The sequence below is a fragment of the Nocardiopsis codii genome, from assembly GCF_036327455.1.
GTDB lineage: Bacteria > Actinomycetota > Actinomycetes > Streptosporangiales > Streptosporangiaceae > Nocardiopsis > Nocardiopsis codii.
This window is the reverse complement of the sequence record NZ_JAUZMY010000024.1, coordinates 60,947-80,254: the sequence shown is the minus strand read 5'-3', so window position 1 is coordinate 80,254 and position 19,308 is coordinate 60,947. Positions and strand designations below refer to the sequence as shown.

General features: G+C 76.4%; 8 protein-coding genes. 1 reads left to right on the top strand and 7 read right to left on the bottom strand.

The genetic code is table 11. The features are described 5' to 3' along the window. Nucleotides 1-25: 25 nt before the first annotated feature. The 4 genes from Q8791_RS22265 to Q8791_RS22250 form a co-directional block, all read right to left on the bottom strand. Entirely contained in the window at nt 26-1,162 is a 1,137-nt protein-coding gene (locus Q8791_RS22265) for a Gfo/Idh/MocA family oxidoreductase (RefSeq protein ID WP_330093706.1), read from the bottom strand. Beyond that, nucleotides 1,159-2,292, bottom strand: coding sequence for a saccharopine dehydrogenase NADP-binding domain-containing protein (locus Q8791_RS22260; protein ID WP_330093705.1), 1,134 nt, complete (start codon nt 2,290-2,292; stop codon nt 1,159-1,161). The genes Q8791_RS22265 and Q8791_RS22260 overlap by 4 nt, the downstream gene beginning before the upstream one ends. Then, entirely contained in the window at nt 2,289-7,772 is a 5,484-nt protein-coding gene (locus tag Q8791_RS22255; RefSeq protein WP_330093704.1) for an amino acid adenylation domain-containing protein, read from the bottom strand. The genes Q8791_RS22260 and Q8791_RS22255 overlap by 4 nt, the downstream gene beginning before the upstream one ends. 185 nt (nt 7,773-7,957) lie before the next feature. Next, nucleotides 7,958-14,575: an amino acid adenylation domain-containing protein gene (locus tag Q8791_RS22250; protein ID WP_330093703.1), complete on the bottom strand. Its 6,618-nt coding sequence runs from the start codon at nt 14,573-14,575 to the stop codon at nt 7,958-7,960. A gap of 135 nt (nt 14,576-14,710) precedes the next feature. On the opposite strand from Q8791_RS22250, the gene Q8791_RS22245 reads away from it, so the two are divergent. After that, complete coding sequence (locus Q8791_RS22245) at nt 14,711-16,372, top strand: (2,3-dihydroxybenzoyl)adenylate synthase (protein WP_330093702.1); 1,662 nt, start codon at nt 14,711-14,713, stop codon at nt 16,370-16,372. 101 nt (nt 16,373-16,473) lie between these two features. Here Q8791_RS22245 and Q8791_RS22240 read toward each other — a convergent pair whose 3' ends face one another. From Q8791_RS22240 to Q8791_RS22230, 3 genes are read right to left on the bottom strand one after another with little or no spacing between them, the layout of a single operon-like run. Then, entirely contained in the window at nt 16,474-17,112 is a 639-nt protein-coding gene (locus tag Q8791_RS22240; RefSeq protein WP_330093701.1) for an isochorismatase family protein, read from the bottom strand. Beyond that, nucleotides 17,112-18,350 (bottom strand): isochorismate synthase, encoded by a 1,239-nt coding sequence (locus Q8791_RS22235; RefSeq protein WP_330093700.1) that lies wholly within the window; start codon nt 18,348-18,350, stop codon nt 17,112-17,114. The genes Q8791_RS22240 and Q8791_RS22235 overlap by 1 nt, the downstream gene beginning before the upstream one ends. After that, nucleotides 18,340-19,134, bottom strand: a complete 795-nt coding sequence (locus Q8791_RS22230; RefSeq protein WP_456238152.1) for a 2,3-dihydro-2,3-dihydroxybenzoate dehydrogenase — start codon at nt 19,132-19,134, stop codon at nt 18,340-18,342. Before Q8791_RS22230 ends, Q8791_RS22235 begins: the two co-directional genes overlap by 11 nt. Nucleotides 19,135-19,308 lie beyond the last annotated feature (174 nt).

Here is a 19,308-nt window from a genome sequence, read left to right as displayed (position 1 = left end):
GCCGGGAGGCCCCGGTGCGGGGGCGTCATGGTGCCGCCGCCCGGTCGGGGTCCCGGGGCGGTTCCAGGTCGGCGGCGCCGAGGTGCAGGTCGGGCGGTCCGGGGCGGATGATCTCGGGCCGCCCCAGGCGGTCGGTGGTCTCGTGCCACAGGCGGCACACGCCGAGGTCGAACCGGCCGCGGACCAGCGGGTCGGCGCCCGCGTGCACGTCGGCCGCGAACTCGGCCAGGGCACGGGTGAGCGCCTCGGGCCACAGGCGGTCGAAGACCTCCCGGTAGGGCGGGGCGTCGGTGCCCTCCAGGACCGTCGTCGCCCGTTCGGCGAGGTGCCCGGTGCCCGGTCCGGTGGAGCGCAGGCGCCCGTGTGCGTCGCGGGGGGCGTACAGCCGCGGCTGCCACAGCACGGGGCCGTGGGTGTCGGCGAGGGTGAGCACCCCCTGCTCGGTGCCCAGTGCCAGGCGGTGCCAGAGCAGGGCGTGGTTGTCCCCGTCGGAGGGGTCGATCTGGTTCTGGACCCGCAGCGTGGCGGGGACGCCCCCCAGGGTCGGTTGGAGGACCCGGTAGGGCTGCGGGCGCGCGGCCAGGCCCGCCGCCGCGGGGTCGGGGGGCAGGGGGTCGCCCAGGGCCCAGGGCCGCAGCCCGCCCAGGGCGAGGCCGAGCACGTCGAGGAGGGGGTACAGCACCTGGATGGCCGACGTGGCGTCGACGAAGAGCACCGGCCCCCGCTCCCGCAGGGCGAGCGCCGCCGCGACGAAGCGCCGGACGGGCGCGACGTGCCGGTAGAAGGGGTTGAGGTGGTACACCGCTCCCCCGCTCCGGGCCGCGCGCAGGGCTGCGGCGAGTTCGTCCTGGTGGACGGGGTGCTCCTGGATGACGTGCACGCCCCGCTCCAGCAGGGCGCGCGCCAGTTCGCCCCCGGGCCCGCCGGAGACCGCCGAGCCGACGACCACGCAGGCGGCGTCGACTCCGTCGGGCACCTGGTCGACGCCGGTGTACAGCGGCAGCCCGGCGTCGGCGGCGTAGCGGCGGGAGAACTCCCCTCCCCGGGCGAGGATCCCGACGAGCTCGAACGTGTCGGGCATCAGGGCCAGCGCGTCGGCGTAGTGGCGGCCGAACCCGGTGCCGCAGAGCAGCACGCGCAGGGGGCGCGCACCGGGGCTCACAGGTGGCCCTCCTCGTCCTCGGACGAGTCGGGCCGGGTGTCCTCCACCCGCAGGGTCCCCTCCGAGGGGTCGTCGAACAGCGCGGCGACCGTGGAGGCGGGGTCGAGGACGTCGGCGGCGTGGTGCAGGCCCCGGGGCACCAGCCCGCGCGCCACCGCGTCGACGGCCTGCGCTCCCACGCGGCCGGTCATGCGGTAGCTGTCGGGGAGGCCGACCGTCATCGTGCGCCGGTCGCCGGAGGGGCCGGTGAGCGCGTACACGAGCCGGTAGTAGGGGGTGCGCCCGGCCAGGTCCAGGTCGGCGGCGCGCCGCAGGCGGGCCGCCGCGTCCTCGGGGTCGGCTCCGGGACGGCCGGCGAACGAGGTCAGGACGGCCCTGGTGCGCTCGCCCGGGTGGACGTTGTACCACTCCAGCCCGCGCAGGCGCAGGACGGCGGCCAGGCGGCGCGCCTCCCCGGTCAGGAAGGGCTGTACGAACGCGGTGCCCGGGAAACCGGGGACCCGGACGCCGTCGGCGGCGCGCAGCGCCCGCGCGACGACCCGCCCGTCCCGCCAGGCGGCCAGGGGTTCGCCGAAGACCGCGGCCGGGTCCTCGGCGCCGGGCAGGGAGAGGAGCAGGTCGCCCGCGGCGGCCTCGGTGCACCTCTCCAGCCCGCCCGCGTGGACGCTCATCCGCTCCAGGCCGTACCGTGCGGCGAACCAGCGCGGAAGCAGGGCGGACAGGCCGGGGAGCACCCCCGCCGACAGGACGATCGCGGAGTCCCGTGCGGCGGGGGTGCGGCTCAGGCGGTCGTGCGCGGGCCCGTCGCCCGTCACGTCCACGTAGTCGGCGCCGGCGGCCAGGGCGGCCACGGCCACCGCGTCCGCGATGCGGTAGGAGGGGCCGGCGCAGTTGAGCACCACGTCGCAGCCGTCGCAGAAGGCCGACAGCGACTCCGGGGAGTCGGCGTCGGCGCGCCGGGCCCCGGCGTCCCCGCCGAGCCGGGCGGCGAACGCCGCGAGGGGTTCGGGGCGGCGCCCTCCGAGGAGGAGCCGGGTGTAGCCCAGGGCGCGCAGGCGGTGGACCGCGGCCCCGCCGACGGCCCCGGTGGCGCCCACCACGCCGATCAGGCGGTCGGTCGCGCCGGTCACCGGACCACGTCCCCGCCGGTGACGGCCTCCAGGTGCTTGAGGACACCGGGGGCGTAGGGCACGGACAGGAGGCTGAAGTGGTCGCCCGGTACGTCCACGATGTCCAGCCCGCCCAGGACCAGGCGCTCCCAGTAGGTGGTGACGCTCTCCTTGTTTCCGGGGAAGGGGTAGGCGCCGCCGTGGCGCAGGAAGGTGACGTCCCCGGCATAGGGCTCGGGCTCGTAGCGGGAGATGGAGAAGACGCTCTGGCGGAAGATGGCGAACATCTCGGTGAGCGCCTCGGGGGTGTAGGTCCCGGCCGAGGGCGGCACGGCGGCGCACATCCGCTCGATCCTGGTCGCGCGGGGCACCTGGGCCAGCTCCCGGAAGCGTTCGGCGACGTCGGCGTACTCGCCGGTCAGACGGCCGATGGCACCGTCGGGGAGGAGCCCGGGGGTGGCTTCGAGCAGTTGGTCGGAGGCGGCCGAGACGCGGTCCTCGTCGGCCGGGAAGCCGACCGCGACCGGGTCGATGCCCATCATCACGGCGAAGGCGTACTCCGAGATCAGCTCGTCGTCCAGCCGGAACGGCGGACGGTGCGTGCTGATGGCCGTGAGGGAGGCGACCTCGGCGCCGGCGTCGGTGAGCGTGCGGGCGACCTCGGTGGCGATGAGGCCGCCCAGGCAGTAGCCGACGACGTGGAAGCGGTCCCCGCCGCGTTCGAGCAGGGCGTCCGCGTAGTCGGTCGCCCACCGCTTGATCACCGCGGCGGGGTCGGCCTCCAGGAAGGAGGGGACGTCGGGCAGTTCCAGGCCCACCAGGGTCCCCTGCCCGCGCGAGCGCCGGCGGATCTCGGTGATGAGGGAGCGGTAGGGGATGAGGGTGCCGGTCCCGGCGTGGACCAGGGCGGTGACCGCTCCCCCGCCCGGGCCGTTGAGGGGGACGTAGGGGTCGGTCCTGGCCCCGTCCGCGGCACGCACCTGCCCGGTGAGGTCCCGGAGGTAGGAGGCCAGTCCCGCGACGGTGGGCCTGCGCAGCATGTGGCGCAGCACCACCTCCCACTCGATGTCGGCGCCGGTGGCGGGCAGGACCTCGCCGAGCCTGCCGACCATGCGGGCGACCAGGAGGGAGTCGCCGCCCAGCGCGAAGAAGTCGTCCTCCCGGCCGACCGGGCCGCGCTCCAGCAGTTCGGCCCAAAGCGAGGACAGGGCGCGTTCGAGTTCGTCCTCGGGCTCGCCGGCGCCCGTGTCGGCCTGGGCCGGGGCGTCGTCCCCGGGCAGGCTCGCCAGGAGGGCGGCCCGGTCGACCTTGCCGTTGGCGGTGAGCGGAAGCGCGTCCAGCAGCCGCCAGTGGGCGGGCACCATGTACTCGGGCAGGCGGGTGGCGGTGTGGCGGACCAGTTCGTCCGCGGTGACCGGGGTCCGGTCCGTCTTCAGTCGCGCCAGGTACAGGGTCTGCCCCGTTTCGGAGAGGCCGTCCCCGGCCTCGGGCAGGGCCAGGGGCGCGGGTGCCCCGGCCCTCTCCAGGGCCCGTTCCCACTGGTCGCGGGTGAGGAAGGTCTGGTCGTGCTCGGCGCGCGCGTCGCGGTGGCCGCCGTCGAGACCGTCGAGGAACTCCATGGAGACCAGCAGGGCGGGGTCGTGCTCGGCGGTGGTCTCGACGAACAGCAGCCGCCCGCCGGGGGCGAGGAGTTCGGCGACGCGGGACAGGGCCGCGTCGGCGTCCACGGCGTTGTGCAGGACGTTGGCCGCCACGACGGCGTCGAAGGAGTTGGGGGCGTAGCCCTGGGCCGCCGCCTCCCTGTTGAGGTCGAACAGTCCGAAGGACACCCAGGGGAAGTCGGCGAACCGCTCCCTGGCCTCGTTGACGAAGAACGGGGAGACGTCGGTGAAGCGGTACTCGGCGTGGTGGCCCGCCAGGGCCTGGACGACGGCCTCGGTGGTGCCGCCGACGCCCGCGCCGATCTCCAGGATCCGCAGCGGGCCGTCCGCCGTCCGGCGCGCGGCGGTCTCGGCCAGGGCCGCGGCCGCGGCCGCGTTGAGGTGGCGCACGGCCAGGTTGTCGCGGTAGGCGGCGCTCGCGGTGTCCGTTCCGGCGCCGGGGAAGAGCAGGGTGCGCACGTCCAGCTCGCCGCCCAGCAGTTCGGGCAGCCTGCCCGAGCACGCCCGCATGTACTCCAGGACCTCGGTGCCGTAGTCCACCCGGCGCTCCAGCTCGGCCAGGTGTTCCCAGGCCTCGGCCTGCTCGTCCTCGCCGACGCCGCGCAGCCCGCTCCACAGGTCGCCGTCGCGGGTGAGGCGCCCGGCGTCCTCCAGGGCGCGCAGCCAGCGGCGGACGAGGCGGTGGTGGCGCCGGTCGGCGCCCAGCCGCTCGACGACCTCCTCCGCGGTGTGCGCGCCGCCGGAGAAGAGTCCGGCGCCGGTGAGGGTGCGGGTGATGGCGCCCAGCGCGGTGGCGCGCATCGCGTCGAGGAAGGCGGCCAGGTCGTCGCGGTCCAGGTTCGCGGTGGCCGCGCGGACGGCGTCGGAGGCCGCCCGCGCGGCGGGGTCCGCCGCGGTGTCGGCGTGCGCGCCGGCGTCGCGGCGGGCCGTCTCGGCGAAGGCGGCGAGGCGCCGCTCCTCGCGGCCCCCCACGGCCAGGACCGCGGCCGAGGCCACGGCGGGGTGGGACACCAGGGCGGCCTCGATCTCGGCCAGCTCCACGCGGTGTCCGCGGATCTTGACCTGGTCGTCCTCGCGGCCCAGGAACTCGATGTCGCCTCCGGGGCGGTAGCGGCCGAGGTCGCCGGTGCGGTAGAGGCGCTCCCCGGTGCCGGGGCGGGTGACGAAGCGCTCGGCGGTGCGGGCCTCGTCGCCCAGGTAGCCGGACGCCACGCCCGCTCCGCCGATGTGGAGCTCGCCCGCGACCCAGTCGGGGCGGTCGCGCATGCGCTCGTCGAGGACGTGGAAGGTCTGGTTGGTCAGGGGGCGGCCGTAGGGAACGCTCGGCCAGGAGGGGTCGGCCTTCCCGATGGGGTGGTGGATGGACCAGATGGAGCCCTCGGTGGCGCCGCCGAGGCTGTACAGCGCGGTGCCGGGCAGGTGGGCGCGGACGCGGTCGGCCAGGGGGAGCGGGATCCAGTCGCCGGAGAGCAGGGCGACGCGCAGGGTGGTGGGCGCCCGGTCCGGCGCGGTGGACAGGTAGTCGGCGAGCATGCCCATCTGGGCGGGCACGGAGTTCCACAGGGTCACCCCGTGCGCACGGGCCAGTTCTGCCCAGTGGGAGGGGTCGCCGCGGCGGTCGGCCTCGGGGAGCACCAGGGCGCCTCCCGCGCCCAGGGGGCCGAACAGGTCGTAGACGGACAGGTCGAAGCCCAGGGCGGCCAGCCCCAGGACCCGGTCCCCGGGACCGACGTCGAAGCGCCGGTTGACGTCGGCGATCGTGTTGAGGGCGGCCCGGTGGGTGACCATCACGCCCTTGGGGGCGCCGGTGGAGCCAGAGGTGTAGATGACGTAGGCGAGGCTGTCGGGGTCGACGGGGCGGGGCGGGGCCGCGTCCGGTGCCCGGGTTCCGGGGACCGTGTCGACCTCGATCGGGCGGACGTCCTCCTCCCAGTCGCCGATCTCGCCGAGCCAGGACTGCGTGAGGACGTGGCGGACCCCGGCGTCGCGCAGGATGGCGCGGCGGCGGGCGGCGGGCTGGGTGGTGTCGACGGGGACGTAGGCGGCCCCGGTGAGCAGGACGGCGTAGGCGGCGACCACCTGTTCCACGCCCTTGTCCATCACGACCGCCGCGCGGTCGCCCGGCCCGCAGCCGCGGGTACGCAGTTCCTCGGCCACGGCGGCGATCCGCGCCCACAGCCGACCGTGTGTCAGGGTCCCCCCGGGGTGGACGACGGCGGGGGCCCCGGGTTCGCCCAGCGCCGCGGCCAGCGCGTCCTCGTACAGGAGTGCGTCGGGCAGGGGGCCCTCGGTGGCGTTGGCCTCGGCCCGGGCGAGGAGCTGGTCGGCGGGGACGCCGACCGGGTCGGCCTCGTCCCAGGGCTCGTCGGACAGGGCCAGGCGGCTCAGCAGCCCGGTGTAGGCCCCGAAGGCGCGGGCTGCCAGACCGTCGGGCAGGACGCCCTCCCGCACGTCCCATCGCACGGCCAGGGCGTCCCCGGCCCCGGAGACCTGGCAGTCCACCCACACCTGGGGGGTCTGGGACAGGCCGTGGACCTCGCGGGAGGCCCAGGAGTCGCGGTCTCCGTCCTGCTCGGTGCCGATCGCGCCGGTGAAGACGACCGGCATGAGCACGGCGGCCTCGTCGCGGCGGCGGGACAGCTCGGCCAGGAGTTCGTTGCCCGAGTACAGGCAGTGGTCGACGTCCTCGATGAGGCGGCCCTGGCGGGTGCGGGCGCGCTCGGTGAAGGTGGCGCCGTCGTCGGCGTGAACGGCCAGCAGGGTCAGTGAGGTGAAGTCGCCGACGACGCGGTCCACGTCGGGGTGCAGGGGCAGCCGCTGCGACACGGGGAGGTTGAGCGTGAAGTCGGGGCGGCGCGACCACAGGGAGAGCGTCTCGGCGTAGGCGGCCAGGGCGACGGCGGCGGGGGTCAGTCCGCGTTCCGCGGCACGGGAGCGCAGCGCGCTCCACTGCTCCGGCGGCAGTGCGGAGGCCAGGCGGGTGAACCGCGCCGAGGCGTCGGTCGCGTGCTCGACCAGCGGCAGTTCGGGTGCGGGCGGCAGGTTCTCGGCACGCTCCGTCCAGTAGGCGCGGTCGCGCTGGTAGCGGGAGCTCTCGAGCAGCGACCGGTGGGCGATCACGTAGTCGCGGAAGGTCGCCTCCAGCGGAGGCAGGGGGTGATCGGGGTCGTCGTAGAGGGCGGCCAGTTCGTCCAGGAGCAGCCGGACGCTCGTGTAGTCGGCGGCGAGCAGGTCGACGGACAGGTGCAGGTAGGCGCGGTCGGCGCCGCGGGTGAGGTGCAGGCGCACCAAGGGCCAGGAGGACGGGTCGGGGACGAGGTCGCGCATGCGCTCGCGGGCCCGGGCGGCGTGCGCCGCGGTGTCGCCGTCACCGACGTCGGTGACGGTCAGCGACTCCCCCGGCGGTTCGGGCAGTACCCGCTGGTGGCCCTCCGGGGAGACGACGGCGCGCAGCATGTCGTGCCGCCGTACCAGTGCGTTCCAGGCGCCGCGCAGGCGCTCGGGGTCCAGGTCGTCGAACTCCAGCTCGGCGTAGGCGTGGCAGGCGACGCCGCCGTAGTCGTAGGCCGGGCCGCGGCCGACGAGGTAGGCGCCCTGGACGTCGGTCAGGGGGAAGGGCTCGTGCCGGGCGGCGGGGTCGGGCGTCAGGGAGGGGGCGGCCTCGGCCTCCAGCAGCGCGAGGACCTGGTCGCGGTGCTCGCGCAGGGTCGCACGGTGCTCTTCGGTGAGTGCTCCGGAGGGGCCGCGGAAGCGGATGCGGCCTCCGTCGGCCCAGAGGTGGACGCCCGCGGAGCGGAGTTCGTCGAGCAGGGGGCGCAGGGTGTCGGGGGCGGGGTGCACGGTGGGCTCTCCTCGGTTCGGTCCGCGCGGGACGGACCCTGGTGGGGACTGCGGGCAGGCGCAGGGGGTGGTGGGGCGCAGGGTGGCGGGGTACGGGGCGGACGGGGTCCGCTCCGGAAGGGCGGGCAGGGGGACGGCTCGGCGAGCGCAGCGGGGTCGGCCGGGGGCGAGCGGTGTGGGGCGGCTCAGATCACCCCGGCCCGGTCGTCGTCGGACCGCGTCGCGCGGACCCGGTCGGCGAGCGCGGCGAGGGTGGGGGCGGCCAGGAAGGCCCGGGTGGACAGCTCCTCGGCGAGCTCGCGGCGCAGGAGGGTGATCATGCGGATGGCCAGCAGGCTGGTGCCGCCCAGGGCGAAGAAGTTGGCGTCGCGGTCCCGGACGTCGGCGCCGGTCAGTTCGCCCCAGACACGGGCGATGTGCTCCTCCACGTCGTCGGCGAGGGGGGCTGCCTCCGTGTCCGCCCCGGCGGCGGCGGTTTCCTCCAGTGCCCGGAGGTCGACCTTGCCGTTGGGGGTGAGGGGCATCTCCGCCACCGCCCGCACGCTCGCGGGGACGGCGTGGGCGGGCAGCCGCTCGGCGAGGTGGCGGGCCAGGCCCTCGGGGAGGGGGGCGTGCTCGCCGGTGGCGACGAAGGCGACGACCCTGCGGGAGGCGCGCTCCCCCACCGCCAGGGCCGCGGCCCGGCGCACCCCGGGGTGCTCCTCCAGGGCGGCCTCGACCTCTCCGAGTTCGAGGCGGTGTCCGCCGACCTTGACCTGGCGGTCGGCGCGTCCGAGGAACTCCAGGACCGCGCCGGGCCGGTAGCGTCCCAGGTCACCGGTGCGGTACCAGCGTTCTCCCCCGGCGGTGACGAACCGGGAGGCGGTGCGTCCGGGGTCGCCCCGGTAGCCCCTGGCCACCCCGGTTCCGCCGATCCACAGCTCGCCGGCCACCCAGTCCGGGGAGTCGGCTCCGTGGGGGTCGACCACCCGGTAGCGCTGGTTGCGCAGCGGCGTCCCGTAGGGGACCGACGGCCATCCCGGCGGGACGTGGCCGCCGTCGAACGCGTTGGACCAGATCGCCGCCTCGGTGGCGCCCCCCAGGGCCACCAGGTGGACGCGGGCGCCGCCGGCCGCGCGCAGGCGCGGTGCCAGGTCGCCGCCGACCCAGTCCCCGGAGACCAGGGCCAGCCGCAGGGAGGCCGGCAGTCCCCTGTCCCGGGAGGCCAGGAGCAGCATGTCCAGCAGGGCGGGGACGGTGTTCCAGACCGTGACCCCGTGTTCGGCGCACAGGGCGCGCCAGCGCTCGGGGTCGCGCCGGTCCTCCTCCTCGGGCAGGACGAGCGCGCCCCCCGCTCCGAGCAGGCCGAAGACGTCGTAGACCGACAGGTCGAAGTCGAGGGCGGACAGGGCGAGGACCCGGTCGCCGGGGCCGACCCGGTAGCGGTCGTTCATCTCGGCGACGGTGGCGAGCGCGGCGGCGTGGGACACCTCCACCCCCTTGGGCTCCCCCGTGGAACCGGAGGTGAAGATCGTGTAGGCGGCCTCCGCGGGGTCGCCCTCCACGGGTGCGTCGAGGGGAGGCGACTCCAGGAGGTCGGCCACGGCCGCGGACCGGGGGGCGCCGGTGCCGTCGCCGACGGCCAGGACGGTCAGAGCCGCGCGGTGGACGCGCTCGCGCCGCAGGGGCGGCTGGCCCGTGCCGACCGGCACGTAGACGGCTCCGGCGGCGAGGGCTCCCAGGACGGCGCAGATCTGGTCCGGCCCCTTGGGCAGGCACACGGCGACCGCGTCGCCGGACCGCACGCCGCGTGCGAGGAGCCCGGCGGCGACGCGCAGGGACCGGTCCGCGAGCTCGCCGTGGGTGAGCACGCCCCGGTCGGTGATCAGTGCGGGGGCGTCGGCGCGTCCGGCCGCGCCGGCGAAGAAGGCCTCGTGCAGCCGACCGGCCGGGACGGGGCCGTCGGGGGCGTTGGCGGAGGCCCGCACCACGCGCTGGTCGGACGGCAGGAGCTCCGCCGCCGCCGCGCGCCACCCCTGCGCCCCCTCGCGGGCGAGTGCGCGCAGCATGCCCAGGTAGGCGGCGAACATGGCGTCCAGGACGCCGGGCCGGAACAGGTCCTCCACCGCGTCCCAGCACACCTCCAGTCCGCCGCGGCTCTCCATGACCTGGTTGTCCAGGTACACCTGGGGGGACTGGGACAGGCCCCACACCCGCTCGGGGAAGTCCGGGGAGGGGTCCATGGACACTCCCCCGCCCACGCCCAGCGAGCTGGTGAACACCACGGGGATCCCCGGTTGGGCGGTCCCGGTGCGCCGCGCGAGCTCGCGCAGCACCTCCTCGGCCGGCGCCTCCCGGTGGTCCAGGTCCCGGCCCAGGCGCCGCTGGAGGGCGCGGGCCGCCTCGACGGGGTCCTGTCCGGGGGCGCGGTGGTAGGAGGTCAGCGACAGCGAGGTGAAGTCGCCCAGGACCCGGCCGATGTGGGGGTGCAGGTCGTGGCGGTTGAACAGGGTGAGGGTGACGCTGAGGTCGGTCTGGCCGCTCCAGCGGCCCAGGACCTCGCCGTAGCAGGCCAGAAGCAGGGTGGAGGGGGTGACGCCCTCCGAGCGGGCCAGCGCGGTGAGGGAGTCCCACTCCCCCGGATCGAGCCGGTCGGCGCGGCGGGTGAACCGGGGCCGGTCGACGGCCGCGGGTTCGGTGCGCAGCGGCAGGGCGGGGGCTGCGGGCAGGTCGGCGACGCGCTCGCGCCAGTACGCGCGGTCGCGCTCCTCCCGCCCGGGGTCCGGCCGCGCCTGGGTGAGGTAGTCGCGGAAGGTGACGCCGACCGGGTCCAGGACGGCGTCCGGTTCGCGGTACAGGCGGTCCAGCTCGGTGTAGAAGGTCATGATGCTGAGCGCGTCCAGGACCAGGTAGTCCAGGCCCACGCCGAGTCGTACGCGCTCGGCGCCTTCGCGCGTGTAGCGCACGGCCCGCACGTCGAACAGGGGCCAGCGGGAGGGGTCCAGGACCTGGTGGGACATGGCCTCGCGCAGGGCGGCGAGCGCGGTCTCGGGATCGTCGGGGTCCGCGTCGGCCACGGGTACCCGCACGGGGGGCGCGGTGGGCAGGACCCTCTGGTCGCCGTCGGGGCCGAAGACGGCCCTGAGCATGTCGTGCCTGGCGACGAGCCGGTCCAGGGCCCGCTCCAGGCGGCGCAGGTCCACGTCGGAGCCGTCGAACTCGGTGTAGTGGTAGGTGCCGACGCCGCCGAGGACGAAGTCGGGGCTGCGGCCGGTGAGGTAGGCGCGCTGGACGCCGGTGGGCGGGAAGGGCTCGTGGCGCGAGGCGGGGTCGTGGACGATCCCCCGGTCGCCGGCGGCCTCTCCCCGGTCGGGGAGGCGGGCGGCGAAGTCGGCCAGGACGGGGTGGGCGAACAGCTCCGAGACACCCGCGTCCGCGTGGCCGAGACCGCGCAGGGCCGCCACGACCCGGGTGGCGAGCAGGGAGTCGCCCCCGAGGGCGAAGAACGAGTCGGTGCGGCTGACCGGTCCCGAGCCGAGCAGGTCCGCCCAGACCCGGGCGACCAGCGTCTCGGCCTCGCCCTCGGGGGGCTCGCCGGAGCGCGCGGGCCCGGTCAGGTGGTCGCGGAGGAGGCGTTCGACGGCCGCCCGGTCGGGTTTCCCGTTGCGGGTGAGCGGGATCGCGTCGAGCGCCAGGACGGGGTCGGGGCGCATGGCCGCCGGCAGCAGGGTTGCGGCGCGCTCGGCCGCGGCCTCGGCCAGGGCGCCGGTCCGCCCCGCCTCCCGGGTCGCGACGGCCGCGGCGAGCCGGGGCGCCGGGGCGGTCAGCGCGACCGCGACGGCCAGGGAGACGTCCGGGTGCGAGGCCAGGGCCGCCTCGACCTCGCCGGTCTCCACGCGGACGCCGTTGACCTTGACCTGGTGGTCGGCCCTGCCGTGGAACTCCAGGGTGCCGTCGGGTGCGTAGCGTGCCAGGTCGCCGGTCCGGTACCAGCGCCGTCCACCGTGTGTGACGAAGCGGTCGGCGCCCTCCTCCGGCGCCGCGCGGTAGCCCCTGGCCAGGCCGGCGCCGCCCACCCACAGCTCACCGACGACCAGATCGGGCCGGTCCCGCCCCTGGGAGTCCGCCACGCGGCACAGCACGCCGGGCAGCGGGCGCCCCCAGGGCACGCAGGCCCACGACGGGTCGACCCGGTCGACCTCCAGCAGGGTGGAGTGGATCGCGGCCTCGGTCATCCCGCCCAGGGCGAGGAAGCGGCACCCGGGGGCGAGGGCGCGCAGGCGTTCGCGGAGGCCGGGATCGACGCGGTCGCCGCCGAGCAGGACCGCGCGCAGGGGCGGCATCGGGGCCGTGCCGGACTCGACCGCGAACAGCAGCATGTCGAGCAGGGCGGGGACGCAGTTGAGGACGGTCGCCGACGCGTGCGCGGCGAACCGCGCCCAGCGCTCGGCGTCGCGGCGCGTGTCGGAGTCGGCCAGGACCGCGGCGCCGCCCGCCGACAGCGGGGCGAAGAGGTCGAGGACCGACATGTCGAAGTCGTAGTCGGCCAGTGCCAGGGTCCGGTCCCCGCCGCCCGTGCCCAGGACGGCGTTGAGCACGTCGACGGTGTGGGCGGCGGCGCGGTGCTCGACCTCCACGCCCTTGGGCGTTCCGGTGGACCCGGAGGTGAAGAGCACGTAGGCGAGCGCGTCCGGAGCGGTCTCGCGCGGTGTCCCCGGCGGGGCCTGCAGCGCCCGGTCGAGGGTGAGTACCGGCTGGTCGGCTCGGGTGTACCGCCCGGGGTCGTCGCAGACGACCAGGTCGGGAGCCCCGGCGTCCAGGACGCGGGTGCGGCGGGCGGGGGGCTGGTCGCGCCCCAGGGGGAGGTAGGCGCAGCCCGCGGCGAGCACGCCCAGCACGGCGGCGACCTGGTCGGCTCCCCGGGGCAGGTCGAGGGCCACGGTCGTGCCCGCGGGCACGGCGCCGGCGACCGCTCCGGCCACCCGCAGGGCCCGGTCGGCCAGTTCGCCGTAGGTGAGGGGCGCGCCGTCCGGGAGGACGAGGGCGGTGTCGCCGGGCGCGGTGCGGGCGTGGTCGAGGAAGCGTCCGTGCAGCAGGCGGGGGCCGGGCGGCTCCGCGTCGGGGGTGTGGGCGGAGCGCGCCCGGGCCTGGTCCGGGGAGGGTTCCGGACGGAAGGGGCGGTCCCAGGCCGCGGGGTCGTCGGTGAGGTCCTCGACGAGCGCGCGGTAGCAGGCGAAGGCGGCCTCCATGGTTCCGGGGGCGAAGGCGCGCTCGCGCAGGTCCCAGTTGAGGAGGAGCCCGCCGTCGAGCTCGGTGACCTGGGCGTCGAGCAGGACCTGGGGGCCCTGGGAGATGATCCACGAGGGTCGGCCGAAGCACTCCTGCACGGGTTCCGTGAACAGGGGGCCCAGGCCGATCGCGCTGGTGTAGACGACGGGCGCCAGGACCGGGGCGCCTCCGCCGAGGCGGGCCAGGTCGCGCAGGAGCTCCACTCCCCCGTAGGCGCCGTGGTCGACCGCGCGGTGCAGGTCGGTCTGGACGGTCCTCGCCCGTTCGGCGAAGGGGGCGGGGTCGGTGGTGTCGACTCCGAGGAGGACGGAGCCGCTGAAGTCCCCGACGACCCGTGCGACGTCGGGGTGCAGGGGCGCGCGGTCGAACATCGGCAGGTTGAGGGAGAAGCGGGGGTCGGCGCTCCAGGCGCCCAGGACCTCGGCGAAGGCGGCGGCCAGCGCGGCCGCGGGGGTGACGCCCGCGGCGCGGGCGCGCCGCTCGAACAGCCGGGTGCGCTCGGGTGTGAGCGCATGGTGCAGGCGGGTCGAGCGCGTGGCGGGCGTTCCGGCCTCGGCGGGGAGCAGGGATCCCGGGACGGTGGGCAGAGCGGGCGGGGGCGGGATCTCGTCCAGGCGCCCGTGCCACCAGGAGCGGGCGCGCTCACGCGGTCCGGGGTCGCGGGAGGCCCGGTCGGCCAGGTAGCGCGCGAAGCCGTACTCCAGCGGTGCGGGGTCCCCGCCCTCGTAGGCGGTGCGCAGGTCCTCCAGCAGGACGCGCAGGCTGAGCGCGTCGGCCACGATCATGTCCAGGTCCACGTGCAGCCGCGTGGCGCCGCCGGGGAGCAGGGACAGCGCCACGTCCAGGACCTCCCCCGCGGCCACGTCCATGCGGCGGTGCGTGGAGGCGTCCCGGATCCCGGCGAGGACCCGGTCGACCTCCCCGGGGGCCAGCGCCGTCAGGTCGTGCACGGTGACGGCGGGCGGAGCGGCGGGGGCGTGGGTTCCCTGGCCGGCAGGGGCGGACGGGGCGGGGGGAGGAGAGGCGGCGGTCCCTGCCGGGGGGAGCACGCGTTGGCGGCCGTCGTCGTCGAGGCGGACCCGGAGCATCGGGTGGCGGTCCACCACGGCCCGCAGGGCCGCGGCGAGCCGGTCGGGGTCCACGTCGCGGCCGTCGAACTCGGTGTAGAAGTGGGCCGCGACGCCCCCCAGGGGCTGGTCGTCCCGGCGTCCGATCCAGTAGGCGTGCTGCATGGTCGCCATCGGGAACGGCTCGCCCTCCGCCGCCGCGGTCGCGGACCCGGTCGTCGCGGGACGGGCGGTGGCGGCGGAGCTCCCGAGCAGGGCGCCCCAGGCCGCCGCCGTGGGGTCGGCCGAGAGCTCCTCGAAGGTGACGTCGAACCCGCCCTCCCTCCAGGCTCCCACCAGGCGGATCAGGCCCAGCGAGTCGAGCCCGTGCTCGAAGAGGTCGTCGGTGTCGGCGAACGCGCCTGTTCCGAGTACCTCGGCCACCTGCTCGCGCACGGCTCCGGATCGCGCCCCGGCGTGGTCTGACACGGTGTTCTGCCCCTCTGTGTTCGGGTTCGGCACGATCGGCAATAATGAAAACCGTTTTCATTGCCAATGTGCGTATTTATAGCACTGCCGGGACGGCCCGGTCGACCCGGGCGCCGGGAATACGGGAGGGATCACATGACCCAGGACTGGCTGCGATGGCCCGAGGAGCAGGCGCGGGAGTACCGCGCGCGGGGCTTCTGGGACGGCCGGACGCTCGACGCCCTGCTGAGGGAGGGCGCCGACCTGCACGGGGAGCGCACCGCGCTCGTGGCGGGAGGGGACCGGCTCACCTATGCCGGACTGGACGCCCGCGTGGACCGGTTGGCGGCGGGACTGTCCTCGCTCGGTGTGGCGCGGGGCGAGCGCGTCCTGCTCCAACTGCCCAACCGGGGGGAGTACGTCGTCACGCTCTTCGCCCTGCTGCGGGCCGGTGCCGTGCCGGTCCTGGCGCTGCCGTCCCTGGGCGCCGCCGAGGTGGAGTCGCTCGTGCGCACGTCGGAGGCGTGCGCCCTCGTCGTCGCGCAGGGCAGGGGCCGAAGCGACCCCCGCACGCCGGCGGCCCGGATCGCGCGGGCCGTGCCGTCCGTGCGCCACCTGGTCGTCGTGGGCGACCCTGGGGACACCGGAGGCGTGCGCTGGGAGGAACTCGCGCTGTCCGCGCCCCTCCCCGGGGAAGGACGGGGCGCGGCGGCCCCGGAGGGCGGTGCGCCCCGGACCGCCGGGGTCGCGGGTGCCGCCTCCGAGGACCTGGCGCTGCTCCTGCTGTCCGGGGGGACCACGGGCGCCCCCAAGCTCATCCCGCGCACCCACGCCGACTACGGGTACAACGCCCGCGCCTCGGCGGCGGCCTGCGGTGTGGACGGGGACGCGGTCTACATGGCCGTCCTGCCCGTGGCGCACAACTTCACCATGGTCTCCCCCGGCATCGTGGGCACCCTCGCGGCCGGCGGCACGGTCGTGCTGAGCCCCGACCCCAGCCCGACCACGGCCTTCGCGCTCATCGGGGCCGAGCGGGTGACGATCACCTCCCTGGTGCCCGCGCTGGTGCCGTCCTGGCTGGACGAGGCCGGGCGGACCGGACACGACCTGTCCTCGCTGCGCGTCCTCCAGGTGGGCGGGTCGCGTCTGGACGACACGACCGCCCGGAGGGTGGGACCCGCCCTGGACTGCCGCCTCCAGCAGGTGTTCGGCATGGCCGAGGGGCTCAACAACTACACCGCCCCGGACGACCCGGACGACGTCGTGTGCACGACCCAGGGACGCCCCCTCTCCCCCGCCGACGAGGTGGCGGTGGTGGACGAGGACGGGCGCCCCGTGCCCCCGGGCAGCCCGGGGGAACTCCTCACCCGCGGCCCCTACACGCTGCGCGGCTACTACCGGGCGCGGGAGCTGGACGCGCTCCGCTTCACCCCGGACGGGTTCTACCGCACCGGGGACCTGGTCACGCGGAGCGCGCGCGGTGACCTGGTGGTCGTGGGCAGGGTGAAGGACCAGGTCAACCGTGCCGGGGAGAAGATCGCCGCGGTGGAGGTCGAGGAGTACCTGCTGGCCCTGCCCGGGGTGCGGGCGGCGGCGGTGGTCGGTGTGGCCGACCCGGACCTGGGCGAGAGGTCGGTCGCCCTGCTGGTGTGCGACGGGGAGCGCCCGGACCGGGAGGAGGTGCGCGCCGCGGTCCTGGGACGCGGCGCCGCCGCCTTCAAGGTCCCCGACGAGGTGCGCGCGGTCGCGGAGCTGCCGCTCACCGGGGTGGGCAAGGTGGACAAGAGGCGGTTGAGGCGGGAGCTGGAGGGAGCCTAGCCGTACCGGCCGGGCCGCGCGGGGCGGCCCGGCCGGTACGCCGGGGGCGTCTGCCGGCGGCGCGGACGGGCCTGGCCGGAAGCCGGTCCGGAGGCGCGCGCTCAGCCGTGCAGGGCGCTCAGCACCCCCTTGGTGCTCACCGTCCCGGCACAGCGGCGGGCGGCGTAGGACAGTGCCATGGCGTGGTCCTCCTCGGAGAAGTCCGCCACGGCGTCGGCGACGACGAAGGCCTGGACGTCGCGCATGAAGGCGTCGCACGCCGTCATCAGGACGCCGATGTGGGCGTAGACGCCGCAGACCACGAGCTGGTCGCGGCCCGCGTCGCGCAGGTACTCCTCCAGCCCGGTCCGGGCGAAGGCGCTGTAGCGCCACTTGGTCATGACGACCTCGCCGTCCTCCGGTTCCAGGCCCTCCACGATCGCCGTGTGGGCGGGGTCGTCGCGCAGACCCTCTCCCCACAGGTCCCGGAGCAGCCCCCGGTCGCGCGGCTCCTGGGAGCCGGGCTGGGCCGTGTAGACGCGGGGGACGCCGAGCTCGGCGCAGGCGCGCCGCAGGGCGCCGATGTTGGACACCAGGCTCGCCGCGGGTTCGGAGTCCCCGGGGAAGGCGTCGAGGAAGTAGCGCTGCATGTCGTGGATGAGCAGGACGCAGCGGTCGGGGTCCACCGCCCAGGACATGCGGTTGCCGGGCAGGGAGCCCTCGCCCGGCATGGGGTAGGGGGCGATCGAGGGAAGCGACATCAGGGGTGTCCTCCGTGTGGGGTCGGAACGGGAGCGGCCGGCGCGGCCGGCGCGGCGGGCACCGCGGGCGCGGCGGACACCGACCCGAGGCCGAGGGCGTTGAGCATGGTGCGGAACTTGGCCCCGGTCTCCGCCGCCTCCGAGGCGGGGTCGGAGCCGGCGACGATCCCGGCCCCGGCGAACAGGCGCGCCCGCGTGCCCGCGATCTCGGCGCAGCGCAGGGCGACGGCCCACTCCCCGTCCCCGTCGGCGTCGCACCATCCGACGGCGCCCGCGTACAGGCCCCGGTCGAAGGGTTCCCAGCGGCCGATGGCCCGCGCGGCGGTGTCGGAGGGCGTGCCGCAGACGGCGGGGGTGGGGTGGAGGAGGAGCGCCAGTTCCAGTGCCGACGGCAGGGGGTCCCTGAGCAGTCCCGCGACGGGCGTTCCCAGGTGCCACATGGTCGCGGTCGCGGTCAGTGTCGGGGCCGGCGGGACGTCGAGCCGCGAGCACAGCGGACGCAGGCGCTCGGCGACGGCCTCCACCACGAAGGCGTGTTCGCCCAGGTCCTTGGCCGAGGAGAGCAGGGCGTGGGCCCGGTCGCGATCGGTGGCCGGGTCGGGGTGGCGCGGCGCCGAGCCCGCGAGCGGGTGCGAGCGCACGCGTGGACCGTCCCGCGCGACGAGGAGTTCGGGGCTGGCCCCCACCAGGACCGGCCGCGGGTCACCCGGTCCCGTCCCGTCGGCGCCGGTGGCGACGGCGAAGTTGTGGGCGCCCGGGTTCTCCGCGGCGAGGCGGGCCAGGACGCGGGCGGGGTCGAGGGGCTCCTCCAGTTCCACCAGCAGTGTCCTGGCCAGGACGACCTTGTCCAGTCCCTCCCGGGAGAGGCGGTCCACGGCCACCGCGACCAGGCGGGCGTACTCGTCGGCGGAGGGCTCCTCGCGCAACCGGAAGCGGGGGGCCGGAAGGGCGGGGTCCGCGTCGTCGGGGGTGCGCGGCGGGCGCGGCCCGCCGGCGACGGCGTCCGCCACCAGGAGCGCGGCCGGATCCTGCGTCCGGAAGGGGAGGGCGCCCACGATCCTGGGGTCGTCCCATCCGGCCGCACGGGCCCCGCGGAGCGCGGCCGAGGCCGCGGGAACGGTTCCGCCCCCGGCCGACAGGGGACGGAAGCGGCCCCGTCCGCCGTCGACCGTCAGGGTGCGGGCGGGGGTCGACAGGGAGAAGGGGCTGGTCGGGCCCGCGGGGGTGTCAGGCGCCAAGGCTCGCTCCTCCGTCCACGCGCAGGTCGTGCAGGGTGACGTGCTGTGCCCGCCGGGAGGTCAGGAAGGCGACGGCGTCCGCGACGTCCTCTGGCCGGGCGACGCCGCCCAGGGGCACGCCGGGCCGGAACGCCGACGGGTCGTTGCCGGGGGCCGCGGCCGGGGAGGAGGGCCCCTTCTCCCACAGCACCCGTCGCATGGCGGTGTCGGTGGACCCCGGGGAGACGACGTTGCAGCGGATGCCGTGGGGCCCCAGTTCCAGGCCCAGGCACAGTGTGAAGTGGGTCGCGGCGGCCTTGGAGGCGGCGTAGGCGGCCAGGGCCGCCCTGGGGACGGCTGCGGCGTCGGAGCTGACGGTGACGATGCTCCCGGATCCGCGCGGGACCATCGCCCGGGCGGCTGCGCGGGAGACGTGGAAGACGCCGAGGGTGTTGACGTCGAAGACCTCCCGCCACTCCCGGGAGGGGAAGCCGGTGACCGCGCCCCAGCGCAGCACCCCGGCGACGTTGACCACAGCGGTGACCGCGCCCATCTCCGCCTCGACCGAGGCGACCGCCGCCTCCACCGAGGCCTCGTCTGCCACGTCGACCGTGTAGGCGCCGACCCGGTGGCTGCGGGCGGTGAGGTCCTCCGCCAGCCCCCGCACCGCCTTCCCGCAGACGTCCAGGGCGGCGACGGACAGCCCCTGTTCGGCCATGGCCAGGGCGACGGCGGAGCCGATGCCTCCGGCGGCCCCGGTCACCAGGGCCACGCCGTGGCCCTCTTCGGTACGGGTCGTGTCCACGACCCTCCTCTCATCGGAAACGGGGTGGCGGGCCCGGCACGGCGGGGCCCGGGGGGCGAGGGAGTGTTCTCCGGGCGCGTCCGTGCGGGCGAGTCCTCGCAGGGCGCCGTGCGGCCCGTTCGTGCTTCACGGGCGCGGGGCCGCAGCGCGGGGGCGCCCGGTGGACGCGAGCCC

What these genes read in the sequence shown, in the direction of transcription:
- Q8791_RS22245 (WP_330093702.1), top strand. Translation starts at nt 14,711, where the DNA reads ATGACCCAGGACTGGCTGCGATGGCCCGAGGAGCAGGCGCGGGAGTAC.
- Q8791_RS22240 (WP_330093701.1), bottom strand. Translation starts at nt 17,112, where the DNA reads ATGTCGCTTCCCTCGATCGCCCCCTACCCCATGCCGGGCGAGGGCTCC.